The organism is Bacilliculturomica massiliensis, from assembly GCF_900605495.1.
GTDB lineage: Bacteria > Bacillota > Clostridia > Peptostreptococcales > Anaerovoracaceae > Bacilliculturomica > Bacilliculturomica massiliensis.
Genome location: NZ_LR027603.1, coordinates 2,013,579 through 2,032,203 on the forward strand (window position 1 = coordinate 2,013,579; position 18,625 = coordinate 2,032,203).

The window sequence follows — 18,625 nt, forward strand, 5'->3', positions numbered from 1 at the left end:
TCCTATGAAAAAAAAGTGTGATCCCTGCGCCGTTCTTCCGGCGCTGGTCTTCATCGCGCTCATCGCCGGGATCTCCCTGTGGAATATCCTCCTGCCCCGGAAGGATTTTTCCGAGATGGAAAACCGCAGCCTTGCAGCATTTCCGCCGCTGTCTTTCGAACAGATCCGTTCTGGAAAATGGATGAGCGAATTCGACGACTACGCTTCCGACCAGTTTCTGTTCCGCGACGGCTTTATGAAAATAAAAACGGCCGCCGATCTGTCCCTTTTGCGGCAGGACAACGGCCGCGTGTATTTTGGGAAAGACGGCTATCTGTTTCCCATGAGCCAGATCGACGAAACTCAGGAGACCGCAGCCTTAAAGCTGGTCTCGGACTTTGCGGCCAAAGCCCTGGAAAGAGATCCCCGGCTCCGCCTGTCCGTCCTGCTGGCCCCCACGGCTCAGTCCGTGCTGTCGGATAAACTTCCTCCCCACGCTCCGGTCTCCGATGAACCGGCGGCTCTCAGGCGGGCGGCGGACTTCCTTCACGCTGCGGTTCCCGGTCTGATCTTTACCGACCCTCTTGCTCAACTGCGCTCCGCAGCCTCCGCCCCAGGCGGGGAAGATCCCGCGGGAGAGTACGGAGATGAACCGGCGGACGGCGAAGGGCAGCTGTATTACCGGACCGACCACCACTGGACCACCGACGGCGCTTATCTGGCTTACCGCCAATGGGCCCAGGACAACGGCTTCACCCCCGCCAGCCGGAACTCTTTTCAGCGCGAGACAGTCTCCCACAGCTTCCTTGGCACCAATCAGGCCAAAGCGCCGGGCTACACAGTCCTTCCTGATCCCATCGCCGTCTATACGCCGAAAGAGCCCGTCGGCCCCTGCCGTATCACCGTCTGGAAGGATGCGGCGGATCCGGCCGAAATAGAGATCCGGGACAGCTTTTATGATCCTGCTTTTCTTAAAACAAAAGATCAGTACGCCTACTTTCTGGGCGGCAACGACCCGCAGCTGCGCGTCGAGACCCCGGTCAAAAACGGCCGGAAGCTGCTGCTCATCAAGGATTCCTATGCCAACTGCATGGTCCCCTTCCTGGCTCTCCACTTTGAGGAGATCTATATCACTGATCTGCGCTATTCCCACGGAAAGCTGCTGCCAGCGCCGGGAGACGGAACCGGAGACGCAGCCGGCGGCGTTTCGCCCGCCGGCTTTACGGACGTGATGTTTCTCTACAATATCGAATCCTTCTCCAGCGATAAAAATCTGGCGTACCTGACTCAGCTGAAGCTGAACTAGATCTGGTCCATTCTGCGAAGCGCGGCCGCCGTGATCGCTCCGGCCGCAGCTTCGGCGCAGACAAAGGAGAGCCAGACGCCGTTCATTCCCAGAAGGCCCGGCAAGATCAGCACGAACAGCAGGATCGCTGCCAGTCCTCTGGTGACCGATACTGCAAAGCCGGCCCCCGGCCGTTCGGCCGCGCTGAGAAAGGCCGAGGCCACAATGTTGACGCCCGCAAATAAAAAACCTGCAAAATAAATGCGGAACCCTTCCAGCGCGATGGCTGCCAGCGCGCCGTCCCCCTCTCTGTTGAACAGGCTCACCACCTGATCCGCTCTCACATTGACCGCCGCGTAGATCAGGACCGCCAGCGCCGCGGCCAGCGTCACCGAATATCTCCGCAGCCGCTTCAGCGTCTCCCCGTCCTTTCTTCCCACCGCCTGACTCACAAGAGGCTGGACTCCCTGCGCCATTCCGGTAAACACCGCCACCGCAACCAGCGCCACATTGGCCACGATCCCGTAGGCGGCCACGCCCACATTTCCCTCCAGACTCAATATCACCAGATTGAACGCCACCAGCACGATCCCTGAGGAGACCTCCGTCACGAAGGTGGACGATCCCAGTGCCAGCACCGACTTTACCTGTCTCAGTTCCGGAATACACTTCACCGGATGAAATCCGTTCCGCTTTTTCAGGATATGCACCGAGAGCACGCCCATGCTGATCATGGGGGCCAGCCCTGTGGCGAAGGCCGCGCCAAAGATCCCCATGGAGAGCGGAAACATCAGCACATAATCCAGGACCACGTTGCTGAGGCTTCCCGCCAGCATCGCAGCCATGGCCAGCCGCGGTTCTCTGTCGTTGCGCACAAAGGCGATCAAAATATTGTTGGCGATGAAAAACGGGGCGAAAGACATCACCACCTTCAGATAGGTGTTGGTAAGCCCCAGCGTATCCTGATCCGCGCCCAGAACTTCAGCCAGGGGACTGGAGAAAAACACCCCTGCCAGCATGATCAGCAGTCCCGCCGAAAGGCCCAGCATCGCTGTGGAAGTAAAGATCCGGTCTGCTTCCCCGTCCTGTTCTCTGGATCTCAGCACCGTGTATTTCGCCGCCCCGCCGATCCCCAGCATCAATCCCGCAGCGCTGATGAGACTGTACACCGGAATAGCCAGGTTCAGCGCCGTCAGACCGTCGGCCCCCAGCGCCCTGGCGATAAAAAATGTATCTGCCAGAATATAGCAGGACAGGCCCAGCATTCCGGCCACATTCAGTCCCACATACTTCATAAAATCCATCTGCAGTCTTTTCCGATCCATTTCTTCCTCCGTCTTCCCCGCTTTCACAAATCTGTCCCCTTGCTCTGCTCCCTGACGCCGCAGCCCTTTCCGGCCTGCCGTCATACTGTCGAAATACAAAAAAATACCCGGACCATTCCTTCTAAGACCTAACGGAATGTACCCAGGCACAGCCCGCTTCACCCGGTGGCGAAACGGCGTGTTGTCATTTAGCTGCATATCAACTCAAGTGAGATGAGCATACCACAAAGGCGCGGCGGTTTCAAGAAAAATCTGCGCCACGGCCCGTCTCTTTTTTACCTGCGTCCCGGTTTCCGCTCCGTCCCGTCTGGGTTTTATGTGTCGGGGACGGTGTTTGCCCGGTCAATGTTTGCCGGGGCAGCGTTTGCCGGGGCGGTCCCCGCCTGCCCATAAAAAGAGCCTCCGCGGCGCGTGCTGCGCTGCGGAGGCCTTCACTTCCGGAGAAAACTATCTCCTTACCCGGACCATTTCGTTCCGCTTCTAAAAGTCATAGCGTTCGCCGTTCACCAGAACATATGCCACATCATCTGTGTTGATGATCCGCGAGAAGGTGGACGTCTGAAGGACTTTCCCGGTCTCCAGATCTCTGGAATAGGAGTTTCCGGAGGACAGCGGCATGGTTTCATGATTGCCGCCGATCACTGCGCCTCCGCCGCCGGTCGCGCCTTCTTCTACCCATCCGGTCTCAAAGATGGACTCCTGACGACCGTCCTCCATCACCAGTATAACGTCCATGGTCGGCGTATCCGTACTGCCCGCAGGCGTCTGCATGTTCAGCACCGCGCTGATGGGACTGATCTCAAGAGACAGGATCCGGCTGGCGCTTGGGTCCTCAGCTCCGCCTTCCGCCGCGTCTCCCCCTTCTGTATCCTCTTTCCCGCCGGTCACGATGCCCAGCGCGATCTCCCTGCGCCCGTTCATGCTCTGCGGCTGGTCGATGGTCAGGGAAAGGTCTGGCTGCGCCAGCACGACGGTCTCATCGCTGGACCACTTTCTCTGTTCCAGCGACGCCAGCGTCAGATGCAGCGGCATCCCCGTGCGGTCGCGGCTGTCATCATAGGACACGCTCACATAATATTTATCCTCCGTATCGAATTCCGGCATACGGTCGCTGGCCGTGGCCACGACCCCCTGGGGCCATTCGCTGTCATCTCCGCCTGTTACCTCCGCCTCGATACGGACCTGATTGGCCTTCTCCAGCCACTTGGCCGCCTCTTTCGTCAGAGGCCGCAGTGACACGATGACCTTTGTGGAATATCCGTCGCTGATCAGCTGTTCCGCCGTCATTTCATAGTTTTCATCCTTTGCCGAAACGGCCAGCTCCTGAATGGCGTTTCCCGCGTTTTCCACGCTGCTCCCAAAGAATACGCGGAAGAAGTCCAGTCCTCCCGCCGCAAACGCCGTGGTCGTCAAAACGACGATGATAGCCACTGCGATCAAAATTTTATACGGTGCTCTCTTCATTTTATTTTTATCCCCTTTCTCCCCTTCTGCGTTCTGGGAATGGATCTTCGCCAGGGCCAGCCGCCTGATCCTCTCCACGTCGGGCTGGCGTTCCATATCAGACTGGCGTTCCACATCCGGCCGGGTCTCTCCGGCCGCGGGCAGATCCACACTCTCTCCGGCCGCGGCAGACGGTCCCACTTCCAGATCTCTGTAGAACTCTTCCGAAAGGCCGTCGCACAGACGGCGGATATCTGTCTTAACCTTCATAATAAGTGTAGCCCCTTTCCTCAAACGCTTCCCGCAGCCTCTCCCGGCTGCGGCGCAGTTTCGTTTTTACTGTCGCCGGATTCACTCCCAGCCGTTCCCCGATGGCGTCCACCTTCTCGTTGAAAAAGTAGAAGCGCGTAAATATCTCGCGGTCCGGTTCTTTCAGATTTCTCACAGCCTCGTTGAGAATGCTCTGCTGTTCTCTTTTGACTGCCAGTTCATCCGTCGTGTCCTTTTCCAATATCATGATATCGTCGTCCAGAGAGAGCGCCTGGCTGCTCTCGCGTACGCTTCGCTGCCGCATTCTGCCAAAGGCCGTGTTGCGGGCCACCCTTGCCAGCCAGGGTTTGATCTCCCGGCCGCCGCCGAAGCCGCCGGCGCTGTTCCAGAAAGCCGTGAACACATCGGCGGCCATCTCCTCCACATCCTCTGTGGTGAAGATATTTCCCGACACCCGGGCGATCACCGCCGAGACGTAGGGTCCATACCGTTCGATGAGCACTCCCAGACTCTCTTCCTCTCCCTTTTTTATATTCTGAATCAATTCAAGGTCTGTCATAGTGAGCTCCTGTAAAATATATTTGTTCGACGTCACCTATCAATACGCAGTTTATCACAAAAGGTTTCAGCAAAAACGAAAAAAACGTCCTTTCCAAAAAGAGGAAAGGACGGAGCCGCTCACTGTGGATGGATCGCTGCATTTTTCAGTTGTCCAGAAGATTCCGATACAGCGTCAGATCCACATCGGTAAAAACATCGAATATGACCTGCCGGATCGCATCGCTGCGGTCCAGAAACCGCGATACCGTCTCCACCGCGATCTCAGCGGCCCGATCCTGAGGGAAGTGAAATACCCCGGTGGAAATACAGCAGAACGCCACAGACCGGAGCCCGTTTTTCACAGCCAGCTTCAAGCAGGACTCATAACAGCTTGCCAGAAGCCTGCAGTCCCTCTCCTGAAGCGGTCCGGCGACGACCGGACCCACCGTATGCAAAACATAGCTGCAGGGCAGATTAAAACCGGGCGTGATCTTGGCTCTGCCCACAGGCTCTTCATGGCCCTGCGCCCGCATTATTTCGTCGCAGGCCAGACGCAGCTGAACGCCCGCCAGCGAATGAATGATATTGTCGATACAGGAGTGGCAGGGCTGAAAGCATCCCAGCAGCGCACTGTTGGCCGCGTTCACGATCCCGTCCACCTTCAGCCGGGTAATGTCGCCCCGCCACAGGACCATGCGCCGGTCTGCGCCCACCGCCGTCAGCCGGGTCCCGTCCACGATGCCTTTCGCCCTGACTTCCTCAGACAAATACGCGTCCTGCACCCTGAGAAATTCCCGGGCCGCAGGCAGCGGCGGTCTCAGATTCATCAGAGAACGCAGGAGCCGTTTCTGATCTGTCTCCTCCCACGGAATTTCAAGTTCTCCATACTGAGGCATCTCCGCCTGCAGCGCGCGGATCAGATAGATCCTGCGCTCTTCCTGCACCGCGGACTGCACCGTCTGTTGACCCGGCCGCTCCTTCATAACGATCTCCCCAATTCTTCCCTCACGGCCGCCAGCACCGGCCCGATGTCCCCCCGAATGCAGACGGACCGCTCTTCTATCCCGGCCGGCACGGAAACGTCCGCCGCATTGATGCAGGCGTACAGCGCTTCTGGATTTCCGTACGTCATCTGCCAGAAGGGATATTTGATAATGCCCGGCGTATTGTTCCCCACGCCCAGCTCCAGAAAAAGCACGCGCCGGCCGCCGCTGCGTTTCAGAAACTCCTCATAGCGGGCTTTTGCCCTGTACCAGCCTTCGTCCTGCACAAAGGTCCCGTCGCAGCGCAGATTCATGGCCATCGGTCTGCCGCAGACAGGACAGCGTGGGATCAGTTCTGTCGGGATCCGCATATCCTTCTGCTCCCTGTCCATCCTCCGCACCGCATCTTCATTGTCGTAGGTCTTGCTGCAGCAGGGCTTCGAACACTGCCACAGTCCATAATCCCCCTGGGTATAAAACAGCCGGGCTCCGGCAAATCCGGCCCGCTGGAAACAGTGATCCACATTGGTGGTCAGAACAAAATAATCCCTGCCTTCCACCAGCGCCAGCAGATCGGCGTAGACCTGCCCCGGGGCTTCCTGATAGCGATTGATCCGGATATAACGGCTCCAGTAAGCCCAGTATTCCTCCAGCGTGGAAAAGGGATAGAATCCGCCTATATACATATCCGGAAAATGATATTCAGCGATAAAATCCGAAAAATTCTCTTCAAACCGCCGGCCGGAATAAGTCATGCCGTCCGCCGCAGAAAGACCCGATCCGGCCCCCACCGCCACCGCGTCGGCGGACGCGATCCATCGGGCCAGCGTTTCGATCTGAATTCCTTTCAAACTGTCACCCCGCCTTCACTTTTGACTATATCTTAACGCCTGCGGCAGTCTCTGTGAAGTACGCACAATAAAGTGGGATAGTTACCTGTCGGTAACCGACGCCCCGCTCAGTTCTTCTCTCAGCAGCCCGATCAGGCGCCGCAGCGCGGGATTGCCCTTCAGCGTCTTGTAATACACGCCGAAAGACAGGCTCTCCATACCGCTCACCGCAATATACCGCAGTCCCGGCTCCCGGGCCGCCGGTATATCCGGCAGCAGCGTAAATCCTGCGCCCGCCCGCACCAGCGCTACAGTGCTCTCGTAGCCGCCGCCGAAAAACAGCTGGGCCGAAGGCTTTCTGAGCGCCGTCCGGTTCTGGATCCCAAAGACAGCCTTCGGACCCGCATGGGGATCGCTGAGCACAATGCCTCCGTCCAGCTCATCTTCCGTCAGCGAATCCCGCTTTGCCAGCGGATGGTCGGCGCTGCAGACGCATCGCACTGGACAGCGCAGCAATTCCTGATAGATGCCGGTGACTTTTTCCCCCCGCTCCTTTTTATATCCGAACATCAGCTGTATGCTTTCCCTCTCAAGCAGATTGTCCATGGAGTGAACAGGAACTACCTTAACGGACGGGTGCAGTTCCGGCTGCTCTGCCATCAGGCGCTTCAGCGCTCCCGGCAGCAGATTCAGTTCAAACTGGTTGTGACAGCCGATGTCAAGGGTGACGATCTGCTCCCTCCCCTGATCCCTGAGCCTGACTTTTGCCGTATTTGCGATCTTCATAATATCCACAGCATCGCCCATGAACTGCATGCCGGCTCTGGTAAGCTTTACGCTCTTGCTGGTCCTGACAAAAAGTCTGGTTCCCAGCTCCTGTTCCAGCGAATTGATCTGGTGGCTCACTGCCGGCTGACTGATCTTCACCACCTCCGCCGCCTTGGAAAAGTTCAGGCACTCCGCCACCGCCAGAAAGCATTCAAGTTGTACCGTATTCATATCTGCTCCCCTTTTTCACTGTGCCCACAGAATCGTTCAAACTTTAACCTAAAATATAAATTGATCATAAACAATAAATTTTATTTATCAACTATAGCACATTTGTATTTCACATTCAAGGAAAAACACTGTATAACTGAAATACAGCGTTTTTTTATTTCAACACTTGACTTAACTTAAAGTAAGGAGGCACAAGCAAATGAAGATGATTTTAGGCAGCTTGCGGCAATATAAAAAGGATTCCCTGCTGGCGCCCGCGTTCACCGCGCTGGAAGTCATTATGGAAGTTCTTCTGCCCTTCATCACCGCTGCGATCATTGATGAAGGACTGGGAAAAGGAGATCTGCAAAAGGTCTGTCTATACGGCGTCCTCATGACCGCCATGGCGGCCCTGAGTCTGTTGTTCGGTTCGCTGGCCGGAAAATATGCAGCCAGCGCATCTTCCGGTCTGGCCTGCAATCTTCGGGAGGACATCTACGGAAACATCCAGACCTTTTCCTTTTCAAACATTGACAAATTCAGCACTGCCGGGCTGGTGACCCGCATGACCACCGATGTGACCAATGTTCAGAACGCTTTCCAGATGGTCCTCCGGATCGCTGTTCGCTCCCCTCTCATGCTGGTCTGCAGTATGGCCATGTGCTTTTTGATCAGCCCTGGACTCAGCGCGGTCTTTGCTGTCGCTATCCTGTTTCTGGCCTGCGTCCTTGCATTGATCATCAGAATGACGCTGAAAGTCTTCGACCAGGCCTTTCGCAAATACGACGATCTGAATGCAGAAGTCCAGGAAAACGTGGCGGCCATGCGCGTGGTCAAGTCCTTTGTGAGAGAGGATCTGGAAAACAGTAAATTCTCCAAGTCCGCCGACGGCCTGTACCGTCTGTTTGTGAAGGCGGAAGGCCTGCTGGCCTTCAACAGCCCTTCCATGATGCTGGTGGTCTACAGCTGTATGATCGCCATCGCCTGGCTTGGCGCCAGATCCATAGTTTCCGGTTCCATGACCACAGGAGAACTTACCTCTCTGTTCAGCTATGTCCTGTCCGTCATGATGTCGCTGATGATGCTTTCCATGGTCTTTGTCATGATCACCATGAGCGCGGCCAGCATCCGTCGGATCAGAGAGGTTCTTGCGGAAACTCCGGACCTGTGCAGCCCCGTTAACGCCATCCATGAAGTGGCCGACGGGCGTATCGACTTCAATCACGTGACCTTTTGCTACCGGCACGGCAGCGGCAGGGAGACGCTGTCCGATGTAGATCTTCATATCCGTTCTGGGGAGACCATCGGCGTCATCGGCGGCACCGGCAGCGGAAAGAGCAGTCTGGCCAGTCTCGTCAGCCGTCTGTACGACGTGGACAGCGGTTCTGTCTGCGTGGGCGGACAGGACGTACGGCGCTATGACACAGACGCGCTGCGGAGTCAGGTCGCTGTGGTCCTTCAGAAGAATACACTCTTTTCCGGGACTATCCTGGAAAATCTTCGATGGGGAAGCGAACAGGCCACGGAAGAAGAATGCCGTCAGGCCTGCCAGGCCGCCTGTGCAGATGAATTCATCCAGTGCTTTCCTCAGAAGTACAGTACCCGGATCGAGCGGGGAGGCTCCAATATATCCGGTGGGCAGAAGCAGCGGCTCTGCATTGCCCGGGCGCTTCTGAAACAACCCAAAATTCTGATACTCGACGACTCCACCAGCGCTGTGGACACAGCCACTGACGCGAAGATCCGCCGGTCGCTGTCAGAACACACGACCCGGACCACCAAGATCATCATCGCGCAGCGCATTTCCAGCGTACAGGGCGCAGACCGTATCCTGGTACTGGACGACGGCCGGGTAAACGGCTTCGATACTCATGAAAATCTCTTGAGGACCAACGCTGTCTACCGTGAAATATATGAATCACAAAAAAAGGGAACCGGCGATTTCAACCGGCCGTCTCCCTCGATGAAAGAAGGTGCTTAATATGACTGCAAACTTGACTGCTGCAAGCCAAACGGAAAAGACGCAAAGCCGCCGGATCTCCAGCGCTCTGCTCCGCCTGGGGGGCTATATGCTGAAATATTATAAATTCCATTTTTCCCTGGTCGTCTTCTGTATTCTGCTGGGAGCCGCCGCCACCCTTTACGGAATGGTATTTATCCAGTCTCTGGTGGACGACTATATCCTGCCTCTGATACAGGCCGCCGCTCCCGACTTTTCGCCGCTGGCTTCCGTCCTCATCCGGGTGGCTGCCGTATACGCCGCAGGCATCGCCGCCTCATACGCTTACAACCGGATCATGGTCAACGTCAGCCAGGGAACCATGAAGCATCTGCGGGTCGATCTGTTCAGCAAGATGGAATCGCTGCCCATCCGCTACTTTGACACCCACGCCCACGGCGACATCATGTCTGTCTACACCAACGACGTGGACACACTGCGGCAGTTTCTGAGCCAGAGCCTTCCCCAGGTCATCAACTCTGCCGTTACACTGGCGGCTACTCTGATCTCTATGCTGTTCCTCAACATCCCTTTGACCGTGATCACGCTGGTCATGGCTGCAGCCATGGTCCTGACCACCGCAAAACTCTCCGGGCTGTCGCGCGTCTATTTTTCCCGCCAGCAGCAGGATCTGGGCGCTGTGGACGGCTTTATCGAAGAAATGCTGGAGGGTCAGAAAGTAGTCAAGGTCTTCTGCCACGAGGAACAGGCGCGAAACGATTTCCGCGCTCTCAACAGTCAGCTCCGTGAAAGCGCCGACAAAGCCAACCGCTATGCAAACATCATGATGCCCATCAACGCCAATATCGGTAACCTGAGTTATGTACTCTGCGCCGCGGCAGGCGCCCTGCTGGCACTCAGCGGCACGGCCGGCGTCACCGTGGGGACCATCATCGCCTTTGTGGGACTCAACAAAAACTTCAGCCAGCCCATCACTCAGATCAGCCAGCAAATGAACGCCATCGTCATGGCGGCCGCAGGCGCCGGCCGGGTCTTTGCTCTCATGGATGAGAATCCGGAAGCAGACGAAGGCAGAGTGGAATGCGTCCACGCCCAGGAACTGCCGGACGGCAGCCTTGAAGAGACTGAGAGCCGCACCGGACTGTGGGCCTGGAAGGTGCCGCAGAAAGACCGCGGCTTCTCCTTCGTCCGCCTGGAAGGCGGCGTGATCTTTGACGGTGTGAACTTCGGTTATGATGAAGATAAGATCGTCCTTCACGATATCAGCCTTTTCGCAAGGCCGGGCCAAAAGATCGCCTTCGTCGGCTCCACCGGCGCCGGAAAGACCACCATCACAAACCTCATCAATCGTTTTTACGACATACAAGAGGGAACGATCCGCTGCGACGGCATCAATATCGACCGCATAAAAAAATCCGCCCTGCGGCGGACTCTCGGTGTCGTGCTTCAGGACACCCACCTGTTCACGGGAACCGTTCTCGACAACATCCGTTATGGAAGACCGGACGCTGCAGATGAAGATTGTATTGCGGCTGCAAGGCTGGCCAACGCCGACGGGTTTATCCGCCGTCTCCCCGAGGGCTACCAGACAGTACTATCCGGCGACGGCGGCAGTCTGAGCCAGGGCCAACGTCAGCTTCTCGCCATCGCCCGAGCAGCTGTGGCAGACCCCCCTGTACTGATTCTCGACGAGGCCACTTCCTCCATCGACACCAGAACAGAAATTCTGGTTCAGGCCGGCATGGACGCTCTCATGAAAGGCCGTACCACCTTTGTCATCGCTCACCGTCTCTCCACTGTGAGAAACGCCGACTGCATCATGGTCATGGAACAGGGACGCATCATTGAGCGGGGCACCCACGACGAGCTCCTGGAAAAGAAAGGCCGTTACTACCGGCTGTACACAGGAAACTTTGAGGAAGAGGCGTCCTGACAGCGCCGTCTTCCCCAATGCGCCGAGTCCGCCCCATTCTCTTCCTCACTGCTCCTGCGGCTGATTCAGCGCTTCGTGCTCCTGGCGGATCTCTCTGTATAGATCGTAGAAGCTCCAGCGGCAGTTGGTGGGCGTCACCATGGCCTTCAGCGCGATCCGGGGCGCGCCCACCTTTCTCATCTGCGCCAGCAGTTCATTGAGCCTGCTGTTTGAAAAATTGCTCATCACCATCATTTCCTCGTCGATGAAAGGCAGGGCGATCTTTTCCGGCGCCTTCTCCCCATCTGACGCAGCGTCCCTGTCCAGTGTTTCCGATCCTCCGCAGGACGCGCCCGCGCCGTCTGCCCCTTCTCTGGACTCAAACCCCTTCATCCCCGCCAGATAGCCCACTGTCTCCAGTATCTCCTCCGGCTTTACCCTTCTGATCCGAACTTTCATGCGGAACAGCACGCCCGTAAGTTTTGCAGGCTTTGCCGTCCCGTCAGGATTGTAATATAAAACTGTCTCTCCAGCCGCCATCGTTTTCTCTCCTTTTTCCATTCTTACTGGTTCAACTTCCATCTTTCATTCAATGGGGCCCATCCGTGCACCGGCCCATTTCAGCCGCGGCCGCATAAACCACCGCCATACAGGAGCATTGAACAAAAAAACAGATCTTATTCGTCTCTGGGGCTATTATACCATGACTGGCCGCAGGCCATCATGGGATAATCCGCGCATGGCGTCCGCCGCGCACAGAATCTGGTATAATAGCCGCTCTGCGGCTATTATACCATGACTGGCCGCAGGCCAACAAGAAATAAGCCTTTGACAATCCCGCTCCCTGATATTAAATTAGAATAGGCTCTCCGATTCTGCATCCCAACAGAGAGGACAGCGGCTTTCTTTCGTACTATACTTTGATTAAAGTTTCCGGTGGGATCACAGATCCGGCCGGAGACCTGCAGCACCGGCGGCAGTCTCTGCATGTTCTCTCACGCAGGAGACACAAGCCAAAACAGCTGCAATTCACTGAGGAGGTAATAATAGTGGAATGGATCGACAGACTGAACGACGCCATAGATTACATTGAAAACAATCTGGCAGGCGAGATCGACATGGAAAAGGCTGCGGAACTGGCCGCCTGCTCCTCTTTTCACCTGCAGAGAATTTTTCCTTACATCACAGGCGTTACTCTCGCTGAATACATCAGACGCAGACGTATGACCGCAGCGGCCTTCGAACTCATCGACAGCGGAGCCAGGATCATTGATCTGGCAGCCCGCTACGGGTATGAATCGCCGACCGCGTTCAACCGGGCGTTTCAGAGTATTCACGGCGTTCCGCCCACAGCCGCAAAAGCGGAGGGCGTCAAACTGACCGCATTCCCGCGCATTACCTTCTCGCTGTCCATAAAAGGAGGAGAATCAATGAATTACAGAATTGAAAAGAAAGGCCCTATTCGCATCGTCGGAGTGTGCACAAAGGAACCGATGACCATGGAAGACTGTTTTGAGAAAATTCCTGTTTTCTGGGAAAAGATACATCGCGAGAACTGGATCCCGCGTCTCTGCCAGCTGGCAGACGACCGCGAGCCCCAGGGCATCCTGGGCGTTTCCACCTGCGATGGCGGAGTTTTCTCCGGTTACTATGTGGCCGTGTCTTCCGAACAGGCTGCGCCTGAAGGGATGGACGAATATGTGATCCCCGACTGCACCTGGGCGATCTTTGAATGTACCGGCCCCCTGCCAAATGCCATGCAGAGTCTCCAGCAGCGCATTTTGTCTGAGTGGCTTCCCTCCTCCGGCTACGAATACGCCGCCGCGCCGGACATCGAAGTCTATCCACCCGGCGATCAGAACGCGGCGGACTACCACAGCCAGGTCTGGCTGCCCATCGTGAAAAAATAGTTTTTCCCGCCATAGACGCAAACAAAAAGCATGACGCTCTCCGCCTTCCGCGGGAACGTCATGCTTTTATATTGACGCAGTGCACTGTCTGCGCCGTCGGTTCCGCTGCCGGCGTCTCTTTTTTGTCAGTTCTGCCGCAGGGGCGCCATGCTCCGTTCCAATATTCCGTTCATGTAGGCGATGAGCATGCCGTAATTAGTCACCGGAATTCCCTGATCCTCCGCGCATGCCAGCCGGTACTGCATTTCCCGGCGATTCAGCATGCAGCCGCCGCAGTGAACGATCATACCGTATTCCTCCAGCTCCTCAGGAAATTCCGTCCCGGAAGTAAAGTCGAATTCCAGGTTCTTTCCCGTGTAATCTCTGATCCAGCGCGGCAGCTTTACGGTCCCGATGTCCTCGCACTGGCGGTGATGGGTACAGCCTTCCGCGATGAGAATGCGGTCGCCGTCTTTCAGCCTTTCCAGAGCGCACGCGCCGGAGACCGTGATATCCAGATCTCCTTTATGCCTGGCGAAAAGAATGGAAAACGATGTGAGCGGAATTTCCTCCGCAACCACCCGCGATACCTGAGCGAAGGCCTGACTGTCCGTGATGACCAGACGCGGCTTTTTCCCAAGCTCTTCCAGCGTCTGAGCGAGCGCGTTTTCCTTGACCACAACGGACACCGCGTCCCCATCCAGAATATCCCGGATGGTCTGCTGCTGCGGCAGGATCAGCCTTCCTTTCGGAGCCGATTTGTCCACCGGGATCACCAGCACCACCAGATCTCCCGGAGTCAGAAGATCCCGAACAATAGGCCGTTCAGGCTCCTCTTTCGCCGCCTGGCAGGCGATCAGCTCTTTGAGTCCGTCGATATTCGCTCCGGTTTTCGCGCTGACGAAGATAGAATGACCGCCGCAGAGGCCTTCGTCAGGGGCGGCCGGGGCGTTCGGAGCGGCCGAAATTGTCGGGGCGTTCGGAGTAACCGGGGAGGATGAGGTGACCGAAGCAGCCGGACCGGCCGAAGTTGCCGGGGCCGCAGAGACGGCTGTTCCGGACAGTCTTTCACTCAGACAGGCTGCGCCGGCCGGCTCCCCGGCCCCGCCCGCCCCCTGTAACAGATCCACCTTGTTATACACGATCACGTAGCGGATCTTCTTCTTCTGCAGGACACGGATCAGTTCTTCCTCCTCCGGTCCCAAGCCTGCTCCAGCATCCGCCACCACTACGGCAAAGTCTGTCTTATTGAGCACCTGACGCGCTTTTTTCACCCTCAGCAGCCCCAGTTTCCCCTGGTCGTCCAGCCCCGGCGTGTCGATAAGCATGACGGGGCCAAGGGGCAGAAGCTCCATAGCCTTATAGACCGGATCTGTGGTCGTGCCTCTCACCTCTGAGACAATGGCCAGATTCTGGCCCGTCACCGCATTCATCACACTGGACTTTCCCGCGTTTCTCCTGCCGAAAAACCCGATGTGGATCCGGTCTCCCGACGGCGTACTGTTCAAACTCATCCTTTCCGCCCCTTTCCCGCACCTTCTCTTATAACTTACGGTACAGTCAGCGGCTGTTTGCCGCTTTCCTGTCCCTTCTCACAACACAACAGATCAACTTTCTAAGATCTGCAGCTTTAACATCTGCCGCTTTTAGAACCGGAAATCCCGTCTGCCCTGCTCGATGGCCTCCAGATTCTTATAGACGATCCCTCTGACCTTTTCGTTAGGGATCTTCTCCGCCTGCCTGCGGATCAATTCCTCTCCGATACGCTTCGTCTCCGGAGATGCGTAGTCCTCCAGATATTCCTTCAGCGTCATAAGCGCGTTGGGATCGCAGCAGTTCTGGATCTGCCCGCTCTTGCACAGACTCATGAAGCGGTCCCCCGTTCTGCCTTCCCTGTAACAGGCGGTACAGAAACTGGGAATATACCCCTGGTCCATCAGCCATCTGACCACTTCATCCAGCGTACGGTTATCGCTGACGTCAAACTGAGCGGAATTTTCTTCTTCTGCCTCGGCGTAGCCGCCCACGCTGGTCCGCGACGCGCCGCTGACCTGGGAAACGCCCAAATGGAGCAGTCTTTCCCTGCATTCTTTGTTTTCCCGGGTGGAAATGATCATGCCGGTATAGGGCACCGCCACACGGATACAGGCAGTGAGCTTTGCAAAAATATCATCGGAGATCCCGTTGTCAAAATTGTCGGGATCGATATCGTCAGCAGGCTTGATACGGGGAACACTGATAGTATGAGGTCCCACACCGTGCACCGCCTCCAGATGCTCCGCGTGCATGAGCAGCCCTGCGAGCTCGTAGCGGTAAAGCTCCAGACCGAACAGTACGCCCAGTCCCACGTCGTCGATCCCTCCCTCCATGGCCCGGTCCATGGCTTCCGTATGGTAATCGTAATTGTGTTTCGGTCCCGTGGGATGCAGCGTCTCGTAGCTCTTCTTATGATACGTTTCCTGGAATAATATGTACGTCCCAATGCCCGCTTCCTTCAGTTTCCGGTAATTTTCAACGGTAGTGGCCGCAATATTCACGTTGACCCGGCGGATCGCGCCGTTCTTGTGCTTAATGCTGTAAATAGTATCGATACATTCCAAAACGTATTCGATGGGGCACATTTCCGGATCTTCTCCCGTCTCGATGGCTAGACGCTTGTGTCCCATGTCCTGCAGCGCGATGACTTCCTTTCTGACCTCTTCCTGGGTCAGCTTCTTCCGGGCGATGTGCTTGTTTTTCAGATGATAAGGACAGTATAGACATCCGTTGATACAGTAGTTGGAAAGATACAGCGGCGCGAACATGACGATGCGGTTGCCGTAAAAATCTTTCTTGATCTGCTCTGCCAACGCGTAGATCTCCTGATTCTTCTCCTCGATCTCACAGTCCAGCAGCACCAGCGCTTCCCTGTGGGTAAGCCCCTTGCGCAGACGCGCCTTATCCAGGATCCTGTCGATGAGTTCTTCGTTGTTTTTGTTCGCCTCCGCGTAAGCCAGAGTCTCAAGGATCTCGTCGTGGCAGATAAATTCTTCCGCCTTCATTGATTTGGGATCGTACATCTCTTTTCTTCCTTTCTTACACAGACGCCCGCGTTCGCGCGCATCTCCGCCTCTGTCCACATCAGAGCATGTGATCGCTCCTGATGGATCCGCGGCGGACTCTGCCGTAAACGCCGGCCTCCCGGGTCAGGCCGCTTGCCGCGCCTTCCCCTTCAGAAATAATGGATCGACTGCTGCGCCGGCGGAGGCCCGCATCTGTCAGAGTCTCCTTCGGCCGCTTCGTCAAATATATTTTTTATGATCTCCGCGGTCGACTGCGACCTCATAACCGATGCCGGCCATGTGCTCCCGCAGACTCTGCAGGCTTTCCGCCGCTTCGTCTCCCGTGCAGATCTTATTGTCGTAAAGCAGATATTTTTTCCGTACATTCCCCGGGGAAAGATTGGGCATGACCACGTTGGCGCCAGCTTTGATCCCCTGTTCCCGACCGTCTGCCAGAGCCGTGCCCAGAGCCGTCGTGGCGGGCAGCAGTACCTCCGGCAGCATGAGCCGGCACACTCCCAGCAGAAACAGCGTCATCTCCGCAGTCCCTCCTTCACACTGCGCAAAGGGCGTGTCCCGGTGCGGGATAAACGGTCCGATCCCCACCATGTGAGGTTCCAGCTCCCCGATAAATATCAGGTCCCGGGCCAGACAACCCACGGTCTGCCAGGGAGAGCCTACCATGAATCCGCATCCCACCTGATAACCGATCTCCTTCAGATCCCACAGACAGCGCCTGCGGTTTTCCAGAGACAGCTCCGGCGGATGCAGGCGCCGGTAATGAGCGTCGTCCGCCGTCTCGTGACGCAGCAGATACCGATCCGCCCCCGCGTCATAAAAACGCTGATAACTTTCCCTGCTCTTTTCACCGATGGAAAGGGTGATGGCACAGTCCGGAAATTCTGCCCGGATGGCCGCAACCAGCTTTACCACCCTGTCATCCGTATGGTATGGATCCTCTCCCCCCTGCAGTACAAATGTCCGAAAGCCCAGTTCATAGCCGGATCGGCAGCACGCCAGGATCTCTTCCTCCGTCAGGCGATACCGGCTGGCCCTGCCGTTTCCTCTGCGGATCCCGCAGTAATAGCAATTGTTTCTGCAATAATTGGTAAATTCGATCAGACCTCTGATGTACACTTTATTTCCGTAGATCGCCTTCCGCACCCGGTCGGCCCGGTCAAAGAGAAAGGCGTCCAGCGCTTCCCCCTCCCCGTCGGTCCCTCCGGCAGCATTCTGGGCGACCTGTCCAGTGGACTTGCCGGTGTCATTCCGGGCGGCCCCTCCGGTGACCTTGCCGGCGTCATTCCGGGCGGCCTCTCCGGTGTCATTCCGGGCGGTCTCTCCGGTGATATTCCCGGCGACATTCTGGGCGGCCTCTCCGGTGGACTTGCCGGCGACGTTCCGGGCGGCCTCTCCGGTGACCTTGCCGGCGGCATTCCGGGCGGCCTCTCCGGTGGATTTCCCGGCCACCGCCGGAGCCGGCAGCTGCGATCCAACGGGGGATCCCTCTTGTCCTTCGGGGGATCCCGCCGCCCTGCCTAGGCGGGCGGCGCGCCAGCCGATTAGCCGTACAAATTCTTCCCGGTCCAGCATCCGCTGATCCTCCAGCTTGAGGATCAGCGCTTTCATTTCCTCCAGACCGCCCCTGCTATTCATCTTTTCCGCCGCGGACCGTTTCTCCGCCGGACCCTTCCGGAAGCTTTGAATACACTGCCTTGGAGGTAACGCCCGGAAGCATGCCCAACTTTCCGGACAGTGCGCTGATCGCGTCGGCGGGAGCGTCCATGGCGATGCTGATGATATTGATCCCCCTCTTATGATAAGGAAGTCCCATTCTTCCGATAATGTACCTGCTGTACTGATGCAGAATCTCATTCAGACGTTCCACGTACGCTGCGTCCTCCACTACGATCCCGATCAGCGCCACTCTTGTTTCCATATGCCACTCCTCTCTGCTTCTGCCGTACCGGCTTAGTCTAAACATACACGGGCCGCCGCCCGGTTCGGTTCGGCGCTTCGGCTCCGGCGAGCTATCGCCCAGTTCATTTCGGCGCTTCGGCTCCGGCGGGTTGTCGCCCGGTTGAGCTTAGGTGAAAACCTTAAAAAATCAGCGTTTTCACCTAAAACACTGCTATTTCAAGCCCGTTTTTACCATAAAATTACTTATTATGAGCAATTTGAATGGTACCC

General features: G+C 56.8%; 15 protein-coding genes. 4 read left to right on the forward strand and 11 right to left on the reverse strand.

Annotated elements, in window-relative coordinates:
* The first annotated feature begins 4 nt into the window (after positions 1-4).
* Positions 5-1,285, forward strand: a complete 1,281-nt coding sequence (locus tag E0E37_RS18235; RefSeq protein ID WP_130864394.1) for a DHHW family protein — start codon at positions 5-7, stop codon at positions 1,283-1,285.
* On the opposite strand, the gene E0E37_RS18240 is transcribed toward E0E37_RS18235, so the two are convergent.
* The 6 genes from E0E37_RS18240 to E0E37_RS18265 all read right to left on the reverse strand — a co-directional run bounded on the left by E0E37_RS18240 (position 1,282) and on the right by E0E37_RS18265 (position 7,654).
* A complete protein-coding gene (locus E0E37_RS18240) occupies positions 1,282-2,589 on the reverse strand; it encodes an MATE family efflux transporter (RefSeq protein ID WP_130864395.1) in 1,308 nt (435 codons plus the stop codon). The genes E0E37_RS18235 and E0E37_RS18240 overlap by 4 nt on opposite strands.
* A gap of 480 nt (positions 2,590-3,069) precedes the next feature.
* Positions 3,070-4,302 carry a DUF4179 domain-containing protein gene (locus tag E0E37_RS18245; protein WP_130864396.1) on the reverse strand — a complete coding sequence of 411 codons (1,233 nt, stop codon included), beginning with the start codon at positions 4,300-4,302 and terminating at the stop codon, positions 3,070-3,072.
* The gene (locus tag E0E37_RS18250) at positions 4,292-4,861 is read right to left on the reverse strand and encodes an RNA polymerase sigma factor (protein ID WP_130864397.1); all 570 of its coding nucleotides are present in this window, start codon (positions 4,859-4,861) and stop codon (positions 4,292-4,294) included. Before E0E37_RS18250 ends, E0E37_RS18245 begins: the two co-directional genes overlap by 11 nt.
* Positions 4,862-5,006: 145 nt before the next feature.
* Complete coding sequence (locus tag E0E37_RS18255; protein ID WP_130864398.1) at positions 5,007-5,825, reverse strand: protein-ADP-ribose hydrolase; 819 nt, start codon at positions 5,823-5,825, stop codon at positions 5,007-5,009.
* On the reverse strand, positions 5,822-6,676 hold the full coding sequence (locus E0E37_RS18260) for an SIR2 family NAD-dependent protein deacylase (RefSeq protein ID WP_207302987.1): 855 nt from the start codon (positions 6,674-6,676) through the stop codon (positions 5,822-5,824). The genes E0E37_RS18255 and E0E37_RS18260 overlap by 4 nt, the downstream gene beginning before the upstream one ends.
* Positions 6,677-6,757: 81 nt before the next feature.
* Positions 6,758-7,654 (reverse strand): LysR family transcriptional regulator, encoded by an 897-nt coding sequence (locus E0E37_RS18265; RefSeq protein ID WP_130864399.1) that lies wholly within the window; start codon positions 7,652-7,654, stop codon positions 6,758-6,760.
* Positions 7,655-7,853: 199 nt separating this feature from the next.
* Between E0E37_RS18265 and E0E37_RS18270 the strand changes: the two genes are divergently transcribed.
* Both E0E37_RS18270 and E0E37_RS18275 read left to right on the forward strand, forming a co-directional pair.
* Complete coding sequence (locus tag E0E37_RS18270) at positions 7,854-9,614, forward strand: ABC transporter ATP-binding protein (protein ID WP_130864400.1); 1,761 nt, start codon at positions 7,854-7,856, stop codon at positions 9,612-9,614.
* A gap of 1 nt (position 9,615) precedes the next feature.
* Complete coding sequence (locus tag E0E37_RS18275; RefSeq protein ID WP_130864401.1) at positions 9,616-11,526, forward strand: ABC transporter ATP-binding protein; 1,911 nt, start codon at positions 9,616-9,618, stop codon at positions 11,524-11,526.
* Between the two features lie 45 nt (positions 11,527-11,571).
* Here E0E37_RS18275 and E0E37_RS18280 read toward each other — a convergent pair whose 3' ends face one another.
* Positions 11,572-12,045: a DUF3783 domain-containing protein gene (locus E0E37_RS18280; RefSeq protein WP_130864402.1), complete on the reverse strand. Its 474-nt coding sequence runs from the start codon at positions 12,043-12,045 to the stop codon at positions 11,572-11,574.
* Between the two features lie 509 nt (positions 12,046-12,554).
* Between E0E37_RS18280 and E0E37_RS18285 the strand changes: the two genes are divergently transcribed.
* Positions 12,555-13,415: an AraC family transcriptional regulator gene (locus E0E37_RS18285; protein WP_130864403.1), complete on the forward strand. Its 861-nt coding sequence runs from the start codon at positions 12,555-12,557 to the stop codon at positions 13,413-13,415.
* A gap of 125 nt (positions 13,416-13,540) precedes the next feature.
* On the opposite strand, the gene hydF is transcribed toward E0E37_RS18285, so the two are convergent.
* The 4 genes from hydF to E0E37_RS18305 all read right to left on the reverse strand — a co-directional run bounded on the left by hydF (position 13,541) and on the right by E0E37_RS18305 (position 18,374).
* Positions 13,541-14,908 (reverse strand): [FeFe] hydrogenase H-cluster maturation GTPase HydF, encoded by a 1,368-nt coding sequence (hydF, locus tag E0E37_RS18290; protein ID WP_130864404.1) that lies wholly within the window; start codon positions 14,906-14,908, stop codon positions 13,541-13,543.
* 132 nt (positions 14,909-15,040) lie between these two features.
* Positions 15,041-16,453 carry a [FeFe] hydrogenase H-cluster radical SAM maturase HydG gene (gene hydG / locus E0E37_RS18295; protein WP_130864405.1) on the reverse strand — a complete coding sequence of 471 codons (1,413 nt, stop codon included), beginning with the start codon at positions 16,451-16,453 and terminating at the stop codon, positions 15,041-15,043.
* A gap of 222 nt (positions 16,454-16,675) precedes the next feature.
* Positions 16,676-18,091 (reverse strand): [FeFe] hydrogenase H-cluster radical SAM maturase HydE, encoded by a 1,416-nt coding sequence (gene hydE / locus E0E37_RS18300; protein WP_330548603.1) that lies wholly within the window; start codon positions 18,089-18,091, stop codon positions 16,676-16,678.
* A complete protein-coding gene (locus E0E37_RS18305) occupies positions 18,084-18,374 on the reverse strand; it encodes a TM1266 family iron-only hydrogenase system putative regulator (RefSeq protein ID WP_130864406.1) in 291 nt (96 codons plus the stop codon). Before E0E37_RS18305 ends, hydE begins: the two co-directional genes overlap by 8 nt.
* Positions 18,375-18,625: the final 251 nt, after the last annotated feature.

What these genes read in the sequence shown, in the direction of transcription:
- E0E37_RS18235 (WP_130864394.1), top strand. Translation starts at nt 5, where the DNA reads ATGAAAAAAAAGTGTGATCCCTGCGCCGTTCTTCCGGCGCTGGTCTTC.
- E0E37_RS18240 (WP_130864395.1), bottom strand. Translation starts at nt 2,589, where the DNA reads ATGGATCGGAAAAGACTGCAGATGGATTTTATGAAGTATGTGGGACTG.
- E0E37_RS18245 (WP_130864396.1), bottom strand. Translation starts at nt 4,302, where the DNA reads ATGAAGGTTAAGACAGATATCCGCCGTCTGTGCGACGGCCTTTCGGAA.
- E0E37_RS18250 (WP_130864397.1), bottom strand. Translation starts at nt 4,861, where the DNA reads ATGACAGACCTTGAATTGATTCAGAATATAAAAAAGGGAGAGGAAGAG.
- E0E37_RS18255 (WP_130864398.1), bottom strand. Translation starts at nt 5,825, where the DNA reads ATGAAGGAGCGGCCGGGTCAACAGACGGTGCAGTCCGCGGTGCAGGAA.
- E0E37_RS18265 (WP_130864399.1), bottom strand. Translation starts at nt 7,654, where the DNA reads ATGAATACGGTACAACTTGAATGCTTTCTGGCGGTGGCGGAGTGCCTG.
- E0E37_RS18270 (WP_130864400.1), top strand. Translation starts at nt 7,854, where the DNA reads ATGAAGATGATTTTAGGCAGCTTGCGGCAATATAAAAAGGATTCCCTG.
- E0E37_RS18275 (WP_130864401.1), top strand. Translation starts at nt 9,616, where the DNA reads ATGACTGCAAACTTGACTGCTGCAAGCCAAACGGAAAAGACGCAAAGC.
- E0E37_RS18280 (WP_130864402.1), bottom strand. Translation starts at nt 12,045, where the DNA reads ATGGCGGCTGGAGAGACAGTTTTATATTACAATCCTGACGGGACGGCA.
- hydF (WP_130864404.1), bottom strand. Translation starts at nt 14,908, where the DNA reads ATGAGTTTGAACAGTACGCCGTCGGGAGACCGGATCCACATCGGGTTT.
- hydG (WP_130864405.1), bottom strand. Translation starts at nt 16,453, where the DNA reads ATGTACGATCCCAAATCAATGAAGGCGGAAGAATTTATCTGCCACGAC.
- hydE (WP_330548603.1), bottom strand. Translation starts at nt 18,091, where the DNA reads ATGAATAGCAGGGGCGGTCTGGAGGAAATGAAAGCGCTGATCCTCAAG.
- E0E37_RS18305 (WP_130864406.1), bottom strand. Translation starts at nt 18,374, where the DNA reads ATGGAAACAAGAGTGGCGCTGATCGGGATCGTAGTGGAGGACGCAGCG.